The sequence below is a fragment of the Owenweeksia hongkongensis DSM 17368 genome (assembly GCF_000236705.1).
Lineage (GTDB): Bacteria > Bacteroidota > Bacteroidia > Flavobacteriales > Schleiferiaceae > Owenweeksia > Owenweeksia hongkongensis.
In genome coordinates this window covers 1191194-1204317 of record NC_016599.1, presented here as the reverse complement: position 1 = coordinate 1204317, position 13124 = coordinate 1191194, and the positions used below count along the sequence as shown (strand labels likewise).

13 protein-coding genes and 1 tRNA gene are annotated in these 13124 nt (G+C 38.5%); 5 read left to right on the top strand and 9 right to left on the bottom strand.

Features of this window, described 5'->3' with window-relative positions:
* Positions 1–103: 103 nt before the first annotated feature.
* Positions 104–1492 (bottom strand): GWxTD domain-containing protein, encoded by a 1389-nt coding sequence (locus OWEHO_RS05380; RefSeq protein ID WP_014201458.1) that lies wholly within the window; start codon positions 1490–1492, stop codon positions 104–106.
* A 185-nt stretch (positions 1493–1677) separates the two neighbouring features.
* On the opposite strand from OWEHO_RS05380, the gene OWEHO_RS05375 reads away from it, so the two are divergent.
* The 5 genes from OWEHO_RS05375 to OWEHO_RS05355 all read left to right on the top strand — a co-directional run bounded on the left by OWEHO_RS05375 (position 1678) and on the right by OWEHO_RS05355 (position 7588).
* Positions 1678–1762: transfer RNA gene (locus OWEHO_RS05375), tRNA-Ser, on the top strand.
* 263 nt (positions 1763–2025) lie between these two features.
* Entirely contained in the window at positions 2026–3309 is a 1284-nt protein-coding gene (locus OWEHO_RS05370) for a PQQ-dependent sugar dehydrogenase (RefSeq protein ID WP_014201457.1), read from the top strand.
* Between the two features lie 65 nt (positions 3310–3374).
* Positions 3375–5642 carry a TonB-dependent receptor family protein gene (locus OWEHO_RS05365; RefSeq protein ID WP_223252717.1) on the top strand — a complete coding sequence of 756 codons (2268 nt, stop codon included), beginning with the start codon at positions 3375–3377 and terminating at the stop codon, positions 5640–5642.
* Positions 5643–5837: 195 nt separating this feature from the next.
* Positions 5838–6689 (top strand): OmpA family protein, encoded by an 852-nt coding sequence (locus OWEHO_RS05360; protein WP_014201455.1) that lies wholly within the window; start codon positions 5838–5840, stop codon positions 6687–6689.
* A gap of 80 nt (positions 6690–6769) precedes the next feature.
* Positions 6770–7588: a DUF4382 domain-containing protein gene (locus tag OWEHO_RS05355; RefSeq protein WP_014201454.1), complete on the top strand. Its 819-nt coding sequence runs from the start codon at positions 6770–6772 to the stop codon at positions 7586–7588.
* Between the two features lie 63 nt (positions 7589–7651).
* Here the strand turns inward: OWEHO_RS05355 and OWEHO_RS05350 are convergent, their stop codons facing one another.
* The 8 genes from OWEHO_RS05350 to OWEHO_RS05320 all read right to left on the bottom strand — a co-directional run bounded on the left by OWEHO_RS05350 (position 7652) and on the right by OWEHO_RS05320 (position 13109).
* Positions 7652–8014, bottom strand: coding sequence for a DUF1304 domain-containing protein (locus OWEHO_RS05350; protein WP_014201453.1), 363 nt, complete (start codon positions 8012–8014; stop codon positions 7652–7654).
* Positions 8015–8079: 65 nt separating this feature from the next.
* Complete coding sequence (locus OWEHO_RS05345) at positions 8080–9219, bottom strand: DEAD/DEAH box helicase (RefSeq protein WP_014201452.1); 1140 nt, start codon at positions 9217–9219, stop codon at positions 8080–8082.
* A gap of 94 nt (positions 9220–9313) precedes the next feature.
* The gene (locus OWEHO_RS05340; RefSeq protein WP_014201451.1) at positions 9314–9679 is read right to left on the bottom strand and encodes a DUF2200 domain-containing protein; all 366 of its coding nucleotides are present in this window, start codon (positions 9677–9679) and stop codon (positions 9314–9316) included.
* A 17-nt stretch (positions 9680–9696) separates the two neighbouring features.
* Positions 9697–10116: a hypothetical protein gene (locus OWEHO_RS05335; protein ID WP_014201450.1), complete on the bottom strand. Its 420-nt coding sequence runs from the start codon at positions 10114–10116 to the stop codon at positions 9697–9699.
* A gap of 66 nt (positions 10117–10182) precedes the next feature.
* Positions 10183–10335: a hypothetical protein gene (locus tag OWEHO_RS18465; RefSeq protein WP_014201449.1), complete on the bottom strand. Its 153-nt coding sequence runs from the start codon at positions 10333–10335 to the stop codon at positions 10183–10185.
* A gap of 81 nt (positions 10336–10416) precedes the next feature.
* Positions 10417–11529 carry a WG repeat-containing protein gene (locus OWEHO_RS05330; protein WP_014201448.1) on the bottom strand — a complete coding sequence of 371 codons (1113 nt, stop codon included), beginning with the start codon at positions 11527–11529 and terminating at the stop codon, positions 10417–10419.
* 80 nt (positions 11530–11609) lie between these two features.
* A complete protein-coding gene (locus OWEHO_RS05325; protein ID WP_014201447.1) occupies positions 11610–12038 on the bottom strand; it encodes a LexA family protein in 429 nt (142 codons plus the stop codon).
* 297 nt (positions 12039–12335) lie between these two features.
* Complete coding sequence (locus OWEHO_RS05320; protein WP_014201446.1) at positions 12336–13109, bottom strand: C40 family peptidase; 774 nt, start codon at positions 13107–13109, stop codon at positions 12336–12338.
* Between the last annotated feature and the right edge of the window lie 15 nt (positions 13110–13124).

Genomic DNA, 13124 nt, shown 5'->3' with positions numbered 1-13124 from the left:
AAAGAATGTTATTGTTAAGTCTAGAGCCCCAGTCATCAAAGCCACTATTGGCATTATCATCAAGGTCATCACTCTTTATAGATCCACCTCCAAGTGTTACTTTTCATCTGCGGTCATTAAGTTCGCCAATTGCATTAGAATGAATGAGTTCATACTCGTTCGAAGAGATGTTAAACTCGGCAAAGACAAAGATCTTGTTACTCTGATTAACAATGTCTACATAACGACTGGTGAGCTGGTCATACTTCCAAATTTCATAAGGAGGAAGACCTGGTTCAAATTTACGCTGCTCTACTAGGATGGGCTTTCCATATACTAAGGACACACGGCCGCGGTCAGTCATAAATCCAGGCCGCAGGCCGCTATCGTAGAGTGAGTTTACTTCTCTTACACGTTTTCTGTAATTCTCCCATTCCGTTTGGGGATCGTAATCGTTGCGTTGGCTCCAAAATACATAGAAGTATTGTTTCATTTTTTTTAAATCCCTCTCTTCCCTAAGGCTATTTTGATAATTGCGCTCAGCATCTGTGCTGATTGGGAATAAATATCTTGTAAAAAGGTAAAGGCTATCTATGCCTCCAAGTAAATCAGCAAAAGTTCCGGTAACATCTGTATTGGCCAAATCCTCAAAATCTACACTTGGAGCACTATTCTTACGATAAAAGAAAGCCGTTTTGTTTATGATTGTTTCACCATCACGGTTAAGCGCTTCCACCACCAAGTTGTAGTTTCCTGTTTTTAATTTCTCAATATTAAAACTGGCCAATACAGGCTCTACAGTACTGCTTGTCTTTTTGGCAAAAGAGGCATACTTGTTCAACACTTTATTGGTACTGGCATTTTTTAAGTAGTATTTAAGAATGTAGGGTTCATTTTCACCAAGGGCATCTTTGGTATTGTATAGTTCCACATAAAATGAAAGTGTAGAAACGGCCTCATTAAAGTAATAAGATCCCGAAGATACCATAGGTACTAAGTCATATCCAGATTTGGCAAATACGGAACCCTCTTTGGCCGGAGTGTAGGTATCCAAAAACAGAAGGTCTGAGGTAGTAGGTTCTGCGTCACCCAACTCTAAAGTAAACTCTTGCTCAAAATGATAAGTCTCTTCTGGATCATTAATATCTTTAATATCCAGAACTAAGATGTATTTTCCTTTTTCGAGTGGAAAGCGGACTTGGTTTATATAAGCTTCCGCAAAATTAATAGTGTCATTTAGTTCAGGGCTTTGCAAAAGGAACTTATCCGCAGTGATAAAAGCAGAATCTTGCTTAATAGCAGCAGTGATTTCAACACCACCCTGGTATTTATCACCCTTATTTTTTACAAAATCAATGGAATTTCCAGCTAAGGCAAAATAAATTTCCAGATAACCTTCATCCTTCTCATTCATAAACTGAGCATAGGATATATCGATTCCTATATTTTTGGCGCTCAATTGAATAGTGCAAAATAAAAGAGTGAGAAAAACGGGTAATTTAAATCTGTTCATGTGCTTCAATTATGGTCATTGCAAATATTAGACAATGAAATTTCAAAAACGTTGTACTACAATTAAAAATATTTTTACTTTTGCAGCCCTCGCAAAGATAAGGAGAATGTAAGACTCCTACCAGCGATGGAGGCAAGGACTTAGTTTAGGCTAAGAACGAATGAAGAAAGATTTTATTGAGACTTGGAGAGATGGCAGAGTGGTCGAATGCGGTAGTCTTGAAAACTATTGAGGGTCACACCTCCGGGGGTTCGAATCCCTCTCTCTCCGCAAGGCAAAGCCCTGATTGATTTTTCAATCAGGGCTTTTTGCTTTTCTGACAAGCCGAACCTGTTCGAGGACAGTCAGAAAACGCTTTCCTCATTAATTTTCTATCAAATCTGATTGAACCCAATCTCAAAATTCCAGAGTGTAAGTCGATTAATACAATTGATATTGATACATGTAATCTAAATAATCAAGGAGTGGTAAAAACATAATGAGAATTTATTTGTCTTAAAGGGCAGCCATTATTTTGAATAAATTCATTGTTTATGAAACCACACAAGTGTTTAGCTATCATCGCTTTGATGAGCTTAGTTTTAGCATGTAATACAACAACAAATCAGCCCACCGAATCAACACAGGAAGCGTCTGAAAGTACTGGAGATACGGTAGAGACAGCTGTAGGTTCTTTAATACTTCCAAAGCCATACGCTACAGAATCAGTTAGAAAAGAGAGTAAACTTATAGATTGGCCAGAAGGGAAACTGCCAGTCGCTCCGGAAGGATTTACGGTTACAAAATTTGCAGATGGATTTAATAATCCTCGCTGGACTTATATCGGTCCTAATGGGGATTTTTTCGTTTGTGAAGCAAACACAAAAAACAGTGCAGGCCGCATTACTTTATTAAGAGATGAAGATAATGATGGCTCAATAGAACTTCGCGAAACATTTCTGAGTGATTTAAAACAACCTTTGGGTATGCTTATAATTGGCGATGCTTTTTATGTAGCCAATACGGATGGACTTTACAAGTACCCATATAAAGTTGGGCAGAAGGCTCTAGAAGCCTCCAAAGGTGAAAAAATTGTAGACCTTCCTGCAGGTGGGTATAATAATCATTGGACTCGAAATATTATCACAAATCAGGCGCAAGACAAAATTTACATTTCTGTAGGTTCTGCCAGTAATGTTGGAGAATATGGTATGAAGGAAGAAATAAGACGTGCTAATATTTTGGAAGTAGGTTTAAATGGGGAGGATGAAAAAATATACGCTAGTGGATTACGAAATCCGGTAGGAATGGATTGGAACCCGGTGAATGGAGAACTTTGGACAGCTGTAAATGAACGTGACAAGCTAGGAGATAATCTTGTTCCAGACTATGTTACCAGCGTTAAAGAAGGCGGGTTTTATGGATGGCCATATGCTTATTATGGGCCAATTGAAGATCCCCGATTAAGGGGAGAAGCACCCGAACTGGTAGCTAAAACAATAGTGCCTGATGTTTCTGTGGGGTCTCATACAGCTTCGCTGGGGCTTGCGTTTTATGATAAAGATGGTTTCCCTGCTAAATATAAAAATGGCGTGTTCGTTGGTCAGCACGGTTCTTGGAATCGCTCTAAGCTATCCGGATATAGGGTAGTTTTTATCCCTTTCGAGAATGGTGAACCAGCAGGAAAACCTAAAGACTTTCTTACCGGATTTATAGCGGATAGTAGCGATACCGATGTGTATGGGAGACCTGTTTGTGTAGCTATTACCCCGTCAGGAGATTTATTGGTAAATGATGATGCTGGAAATGTAATTTGGAAAGTTACTTATAGCAAATAATGTAAACAGCACCGCGCTCAGAACCAACCCTTATCTACTTTATGAGACTTGTTTTATTCAAAATAATGGCGATTACATTTGTAAGCGCTATTCTAAATCCTCTATTCGGTCAGGAAGTAAGCGGTCAAATCAATGATTCTTCAAATACAGGTATATCTGAAGTTGTTATTCTGTTTGATGGTCAAAGACTTTCTAAAACTAATATTGATGGCACCTTCACACTTCCTGAGGGTTACAAGTTTCCGTTGAAAGTAGAATTGAGTCATCCAAGTTTTAGTGATAGAGTGGTTATTTTATCCGAGGGTAACACTGTTTTTACCCTAAAATATTTAGATAAATCGGAGAATCTTGAGGAGGTAATTGTCTCGTCAACGTATCAAAAAGAAAGCAATGTAATTATTCCTACATCCAAAGTAGCTTCCAAAAAACTAGAGGAATACAGCCCTGTGAATTTGGTTTCTGCCATCAATGAAATCCCTGGTGTATATATTCAGAGTGGCGCAATAAATACAAATAGGATTGTGATTAGGGGTGTAGGATCTAGAACACTTTATGGAACCAATAAAATACGAGCTTACTTTAACGGGATTCCGGTTACAAATGGTGCTGGTGAAACTTCTATAGATGCTTTTGATCCCGAGGATATCGATAATATCGAAATTGTAAAAGGACCGAAAGCCACGCAATATGGTACAAACCTAGGGGGGACTTTAATGCTGAACTCAAAACAAGCAGGGGAAGGCGAAACCTATTTAAAAAACAGTTTTACTCTTGGTAGTTTTGGGTTGATTAAAAATAATATCTCGGTAGCCACGGCAAGCAAAAAGTTATCCTTCAACATAAATTTTGATCACCTAGAGTCAGATGGATTTCGAGAAAACAGTGATTATAATCGAAATACAGTTTTATTTACTTCGAACTATGAGATTAATTCAAAAAATGAAATTGGAGTTTTAATTAATTACATCGATTACTTTGCTCAAATACCAAGTTCTATTGGCCAAACTGCCATGGCGGAAGATCCAACACAAGCAGCTTTTACATGGGGAGCAGCTCAAGGTTACGAAGATAATAAGCAGGTTCTAACAGGCTTAAATTATACTCACCGGTTTTCTGATGAGTTTAGTAATACCACATCATTTTTTTATAGCTACATAGATCATTACGAACCCCGACCATTTAATATTTTAGATGAATATACTTATGGATATGGTGCAAGAACTCTGTTTGCGAAGGATTTTACTTTTCTTAAAAATAGTGCCAACCTCAGTTTTGGAAGTGAGTTCTATATAGATCAGTATAACTGGAAAACCAGTGAAAATTTATATCAAAGTAATAACGGAAACGGTAGCTTAGAAGGGCAACTATTAAGTGATAATCGAGAAAACCGTGATAACCTTAATGTATTTGCGACCATAACTTTACCTATCACAAAAAGACTAAAAGCGCAGCTGGGTTTAAATGTGAATAAAACCAGCTACAGTTTTGTGGACGAATTCAATGTGGGTGAAAACAACAAAGATGCCGACCGAAGTTTTGATCCTATTCTGGCTCCCAATCTAAATTTGGTTTATCAGTTTACAAATTTTCTAAGCGTTTATGCTAATGTAAGCCGAGGGTTTAATTATCCGTCCATTGAAGAAACACTTACTCCTGAAGGCTTAATAAACCCTGATCTGGGGCCTGAAACGGGCTTCAATTATGAGCTTGGTAGTGAAGCATTTTTGTTTAATAGAAAACTGAAGGTTCACCTGTCCGCCTATTTATTGGATATTAATAATTTACTAGTTGCAGATCGTGTGGGTGAAGACCAGTATATCGGCAGAAATGCAGGCAAAACCGAACAGAAAGGAATCGAGTTATCGGTTTTATACAGACAAGCTTTTAGCAATGGATTTTCATTTTCACCTTACGTGAATGCGGAAATTTCTAATAATCGATTTATTGATTTTGTAGATGGCAATGCTGATTATTCAGGAAACAAACTTACCGGAGTGCCTGGCTTCAAAGTAAATGGAGGAATTCACTTTGGGTTTAAAAACTTCGGTTTAAGTACCAATTTCATTCACATAGGAGAGGTGCCTATGGATGATGCGAATACCATCTATTCTGATGAGTACACTGTGTTTAACGCCAAATTATCTTATCGAAATCAAATCACCAAACACCTTTTTATTGAAGTGAATGCAGGTGTAAATAATTTTATGGATGAGACTTATGCATCATCAATTTTAATAAATGCCATTGGCTTTGGAAACTCAGAGCCGCGTTACTATTATCCAGGTATGCCAAGAAATTGGTTTGGGGGCTTAAAAATTGGGTATACACTTTAAGTTTTGAACTTCTCTGATTTTAAACAATCACCTCTCTTTTCAGTTCTTAAAATAAACCACAAGGGTTTTCAACAATGTGGGGAAATAGTACTCAATGGCAAGGTGTTTAGGCGCTTGTTTGTCAAAACATTAAGGCTTTGGTACTATATTTCTTAATTGTAGATTTAATCAAAATAACCGTAATTAATCGCAACCATGAGAAATCGTATTTCACAACTAGGAGTGGCTTTACTCCTTATCGCCATTGCAACATCATGTGTGGGTAAAAAAAAGTATGTCGCTTCACAAAAGCATGTAGAAAAACTACAGCAGGATAGCGCACAGTTTGTAAGTACTGTAAATAGTCTGAAAGCTGATTTACAGCGTGCAGAAACACAGTATGATCAGTACAAGACAAAAAATGAGAACGAACGTGCTGCTTTATTGTCTCAACTAGAAGCTCAAGGAACCGAACTTTCTGAAAAGGATCAGGCCTTGCAGCTGCGTGCTCAGCGTCTTCGCGCTTTGGAGTCAAGGTTAGAACAACAGCAGCAAATCGTGAATAACCTTCGCAAAACTGTAGAAGATGCCCTGGTAAACATTGATGACGAGGATTTGACTGTAGAGGTTAAAAACGGAAAAGTGTATGTTTCACTGAGTGATAAATTACTTTTTCCTTCAGGGAGCGCCAAGCTAAATAAGGAAGGTGAAGAAGCCATTGGTAAATTGGCTAAAGTGCTCCAGCAAAATGAAAAGATTAATATCGATGTTACAGGTCATACAGATTCAATTCCAATCAAGACGGCTAAATATTCGGATAACTGGGATTTAAGTACAGCAAGAGCCACTACAATTACACGACTGCTAACGGAGGAATATAATGTACCAGGAGCCAGATTGACAGCTTCGGGTATGAGTGACTTTAGTCCTGTGGCTACAAATTCTACTAAAGAGGGTAGAGCCAAAAACCGTAGAACGGAAATCATTCTTACTCCTAAACTTGAGGAGCTATTCAAAATTTTGGATGGCACCGCGAAAGAGCCGGCTCAAGCTGAGGTTACTGAGTAGTCAAATTTTTAAGCAAGCATTGTGAGAGTGGCTATTTGCAATGCTTGCATTATTACTGATCAAAAAAATAATTTAAGTTTATGAAAATCAACAAACATTTGACAATTGCCAGTTTGGCTTTACTCTCTACTCTATTTATTTCATCTTGTGAAAAAGATGATGATGGTCAGGTTTCTAATAATACAGGAAATGCCACAGTGAAGTTTAACCTTACGGATGCACCGGCATCTTACGATGCGGTATATATTGATGTATTAGAAGTTAAAGTTCATGTTTCCAATTCAGGTGATACGAGCAATGCAGATGGCTGGATTACTTTGCCGAATACACGGCCAGGTATTTACAACCTTTTGGATTTCCAAAATGGAATAGATACGCTAATAGCATCAGGAGATGTACCGGCAGGGAAAGTTAGTCAGATAAGGTTAATACTTGGCCCGCAAAATAGTGTGGTTGTAAATGGCGTTTCGGAGCCATTGAAAACACCATCAGCACAGCAATCTGGTTTGAAGTTAAAGGTGAATTACACACTTCAGGCTGGCATCGTTTATGAATTTTGGTTAGATTTTGATGCTTCAAGATCAATTGTTGCCAAAGGAAATGGAGGCTATAATCTAAAGCCGATTATTCGTGTTTTTACTAAAAACACTACAGGATCCATTGATGGATATGTATCACCAATTGCTGCATTTTCGTCTGTATTAGCATACAACGCAGCTGGAGATTCTGCGGCAGCCCTTACCAATCCTGTTTCAGGATATTTTCTGATCAGTGGATTAGATCCGGCATCATATACAGTGGAGTTTGACCCTATTTCTCCATATATGACAACTGATACCATGGGAGTAAATGTAGCTACAGGTATTGTAACCCATTTGGACACCATTCGTATAAATTAATTGAGATAGACAAATCTCACCTACAGAGAGAAAGCCGCTGCGAGTAGATCGTTAGCGGCTTTTTTATTTCAATTGAATAAGAATAATGCCGAGGATGGCTGGCAAAGCTTGAACAAAGAATATTTTCTTGTCTGCGGTAAGCGTACCATAAATACCAGCAATAGTTACACAAGTCAAGAAAAACAAAGCAACGTTATTTTGCCATTCAGGATCACCGATGAAAAAACTCCAAATAAGCCCGGCCGCCAAAAAGCCATTGTACAAACCTTGATTGGCTGCCATTGCTTTGGTTGGTTCAAATAAGTCTTTTGGGAAGCTCCTAAAAACCTTTGGCCCGCGTGAAGTCCAGGCAAACATTTCGAACCACAGTATATAAATGTGAATAAAAGCGATAAGGCCAATTATGATTTTGCTAAGTATTTCCATGTGTTATATTTAGGAGAGTTGAATGTGTTTTGGACAGTAAATTAGGAATAGAGTTTAACTCAGAATTATTTAAAATCCTCTAGGTTCTCTGAGTCAATCATGGTCACCGCTTTCTTCATTTTCTTTTGAATTACTTTAAAGTGATGCTTGTCGTCAGGGGTAATTAAAGTGACGGCCTGTCCCGGGTTTTCGGCACGACCAGTTCGGCCAATTCGATGCACAAAATCCTTGGGTGAGCGGGGCAATTCATAATTTATCACATAGGGCAAAAATTCAATGTCAATACCTCTGGAAAGTAAATCTGTGGCAACCAATACTCTTAGTTTGCTGGCTTTAAATTGTTCCAGTGAAGCCTTTCTATTTCCCTGACTTTTCTTGCTATGAATGGCTCGTGCCGGAATTCCATTGTGATGCAATTTATCAGCCACAGCATCAGCACGTGCGGTTGATGAGGTGAAAACCAATACCTGCTGCATGTCACCTTTCTTGATCAAATAGCGGAGTAGCGGTCCCTTTTTTTCTTCATTTACAAAGTACCCAACTTGGTTGATAAGGTCTAAGTTTTCCTCTTTTGGGGCAATGTTTATCACCAAAGGATCATTTAGCAACACACGTTCTACATTTTTCACATCAGGGCTAAGAGTGGCCGAAAAAAGTAGGTTTTGACGTTTTTTAGGCAAAAGAGCAAAAATGCGGTCCATTTCGGCTTTAAAGCCAAGGTTGAGCATTTTGTCTGCTTCATCCAAAATAAGCGTGCTTACCGAAGAAAGATGAAGAGCATTGGATTCAGCTAATTCCAACAGGCGGCCGGGCGTGGCCACGAGCACATTTACATTTTGTAAACCAATCATCTGCGGATTGATGGAAACTCCACCAAACACAGCAAAGGACTTGAAAGTAAAGGGGAGAGCACTGCCAAATACGCGGAAAACTTCTTCTACTTGTATGGCTAATTCACGGGTAGGAACCAATACCAAAACATTGATGTGGCGGTTTTTAGTAGCCGTTTTTCCTTCAAGCTTTATAAGGGTTGGGAGCACATAACTAGCTGTTTTTCCCGAACCGGTTTGAGCAATACCCAAAATGTCTTTTCCTTTTAGGATAGCAGGAATTGCTGCTTCCTGAATAGGGTAGGGTTTTGTGTAATTTTGAGCTGTTAGTGCTTTTGCCAAATAGGATGACAAACCCAAAGAAGTGAAAGACATATCGATATGGTGAATTATTGAAAGCCCAAAGGTAGCGGGAATCAATGGGGTAGGTGCTCAATTAATTTTGAAAAAGACAGGAAGTATCAACAACCTACTCGCTTCGTAAAATTTTTTCCATCTTTTTGCCTTTTGCCAATTCATCCACCACCTTATCCAGGTACCTTACTTGTTGTGTCAAAGGAGTTTGGATGTCTTCTATTCGATACCCGCAAATCACACCTTTTATAAGGTGGGCATTTGAGTTTAGCGTTGCTTTCTCAAAGAAGGTTTTAAAGGTAACTTTGTCATTGATTAGTTCTTGAAGTTTGTTTTCATCAAATCCTGTCAACCATTCAATTACTTGATGCAGTTCATCTTTGGTTCTGCCTTTTTTCTCAATTTTCGTTACGTAGTGAGGGTAAACCGAAGCAAATGTCAATTTTGCCATTTGTTCGTCATGTTTAGGTGTTGTGTTCATAAAGATGATTTTGCGGATTAATTTAGATTTATTCTTGTCATTTTCAAATTACTCTTTGTCAATCCCTGAATTACATAGTCTCCATCCCATTGGCGACTATTCGAAATTTGGATAGTTACTTCATTTTCGATTTTTTCAATTTGATATTCAGTTTCGTAAAAATCGGGAGGATTTCCAGTTCCACATTTATTCCAAACGTACTCAAGCAGAGTTCCGTCTTTTTTAAAAATCAGACCTCCAAATTGGAATTGATAGGGTAGGTCTTTAGCCTGAGGAGTGTTGTAAATCACAAAGTCAAATTCTTCCAGGTTTGGAATGTAACCACCCGCTTTGTTCAAAACCCAGCGCGTTTCAAATAGATTGTCAAGATTGATTTCCTCATTTAGGCTGGAGGAACTTGTGAGCGCAAAAAGGATTAGGAGGGGAATGAAATTCATTAGACTTCAGTTTCTGGTATAATATTATGATTAGCACATCTCATAAGGTAAGGACTACACGTATTGTTATAGAAATTCAGGGGGACTAAAATCGGATAAAGCACCACCAAAGCTACCAGCCAGAATAATTAAGCTTTTCTTTTTCAATGAACCATTGGAAATAGTGGCGAATACAGTTCCAACGGCTACTCCCGTTAAAGTATGAGAGATAATGTCCATTTTTTAGGAAGCAAAGGTTTAGCTAAAATGCGTTACTATTCTGAAGAGTGACTATGGTTTTATTAGCGATTGAGGTAAAAGTTATTTTTTGATTTTAATCATTCCCCAGTTGTTGTTTTCATTGCTTCTCACAGTAACGAAATCATTCTTAAATGAACCACAATCAGAAAACTGGAAATCAATAGATAATTCATTAGTTGTATTCATAAAGCCCCAGTTTCCATTTCTTCTAACTCCAACCAAGCCTTCAGAAAAGTAGTAACGAACTTTCTCATGTTTAATTGGAATTACCGGTTCTCCCTTTTTATCAATAAACCCCCATCTGTCTCCCATTTTAACTGCAGCAAATCCTTCTTTGAATCCAGGTGTATCGTCAAATGTAAAGTCAATTACTACGTCCCCCTTGTTATTAATATAACCCCATTTGCCGTTTTTCTTCACTCTTGCCAAACCTTCCATGAACATTCCTGAATCCTCATAAATAGGATTTATTTTCACTTTACCTAAGTTGTCTATAAAGCCATATTTTCCATTGGTTTCGAAAGAGGCAAGTCCATCAGAAAAGTTCATACCAGACTGAATTCCAAGGTTAATAACCTCTTCGCCCTTATCATTAATAAAGAAGCTCTTTGATCCCTTCTCTACTAGCGCCAAACCTTCGTCAAATCTGAGGGCAAAGTCATACTTCGGTTCAATAACAATTTCGCCTCTCTTATTGATAAACCCATACTTCCCGTTCAGACTAACTCTTGCATATTCATCTGAGAAATCGCTTCCTGAATCAAACTGGAAGGGAATTTTTTCATACCCATTTTTGTCTATATAGCCATATTTACCTCCTTTCTTAACACAGGCCAATCCGTCTGTAAACCCAAAGGTCAGTGTGTATTGCGGAGTTATCACTACCTCTTCATTTTCATTTATAAACCCATATCCGTTGTTATCTTTAAAGGCAGCCAAACCTTCATAGAAGTTATCAAGGATATAGTATTTTGGCTGAATAAACCACTCGAATGAAGTGGAGTTGCTTTTTACCGAATCAAAAGATTCAATTTGTAACTCTGAGAGTAAGTCTGATTTTTGAGAAGAAACTTCAATCTCAATATTGTAGTTCTTGCTCTCCGCTTTTTTATTAGAAGAGTTTTTGCAGGAAGTTAGTCCCACTAAGGAAATGAGTAATATAGCTTTCGTCATTAGTAAATAACCCTAGTTAAACGCTAAAGCGTTTATATCCACTGTGAAATCACTGAATTATTGAATAGTTTGTGAATTACTTACAGCAACTTTTTGATAAGCCCTGTAACAACGCCCCAAATGCGGAAGTCCATGAATTGGGTAATTTTGATAGGGTCGTAGTTTTTGTTTTCGGGCTGTAGGTAAAGATCTTCACCACGCTTGTAGAGGCGCTTTACGGTATAATCACCATCAATTACAGCCAGCACAATATTATTGTTATTTGGCGGTAGCGATTTGTCTACTATTAACAGGTCGCCATCATCAATGCCCGCATCAATCATAGATTGACCTACCACGCGAACACAAAATGTTGCCTTTCTATTTTTGATAAGTTCACGGCTTACGTTTATAGTAGTTTCAAAAGATTGGGAAACATAAGTAGGCTCTCCGGCCGCAACGCCTACTTCAAAATAGGGGATTTCAATGCTATCAGTATCTTCAATAGGGAGTATCTCTGTAACTTTCATAGGGGTGAGTATTTTTTACGAACCTTAAAGATACAGGAGCACACGTTTGGATTTTTAAGAAGCGGTGAGGAGTTATTAACACGGGAACAGTCGGGAGTAGGGAATAGGGAGTTTGGAAGCGCGGGAGTTTGTAGCAGAGGATAAGGTGCAGTATCAGGCTGAGTTTTGCTTTCCGCTGAAAGAAGGAAAGTAAAATATCGAAGTCTGATTAAGGATACGACTCACCCTTCGATACAACCTCCCTTCGGTTGGTTACTCAGGGTGACACAGCCGTGAAAAATGCAAAACCATCCAATTCTAGATAATCTTTTTAATCACTCTAAGCTTATGCGTATGACTCCCAGTTTCGCGGTTAAAGATTCCGGTTTGGTCCAGTCTATCCAGGCGAACTTTGCCACTGGCGTGAAGGATGTAATTATCATTAAGAATAATACCTACGTGCGTTATTCGTCCTTCTTCATTATCAAAAAAAGCTAAATCACCCGGCTCACTTTCTTCTATAAAGCTAAGGGTATCACCTTCGGTTGCTTGTTGGTAAGCATCACGTGGCAGGCTATACCCACATAAGCGATATACCATTTGGGTAAACCCCGAACAATCTATGCCGAAAGGTGTACGGCCACCCCATAGGTAGGGGGTATGCATATATTGATAGGCGTGTTCTACAAGCTCTTCGCGGCTTTTTTGCGATTGAGCTACAGCGCCATTAAAACGGTATTCTTTATCCTGAATTTGTACCGTTCCATTACTATAAAACGGCAGAATCGACCCCAAAAAGATGGGATAGAATTCTGCCGTTTTTTCTTCAGATATTATTTCAATCAACTCTTGCGAGGTGAAAGGGACTTGAGAGTTTGCTTGCTCATAAAACTTTTGACTAATGGGTAATAGCTGCTTGCTGTCTATCCAGCCTTCATAGCCATCATGTGCCAATTTTATAAAAGACCACTTTTTGGTGTGCTCCAATATTTCAAAAGTTTCTCCAAACACAACCTGATTCACCATTTCAGCGGTGTCGTCAGATTCTTTGCGCATAGGTATAGCACTAAGGGTGCAAACTCCGTATTGCATAATTTCAGCTAATAC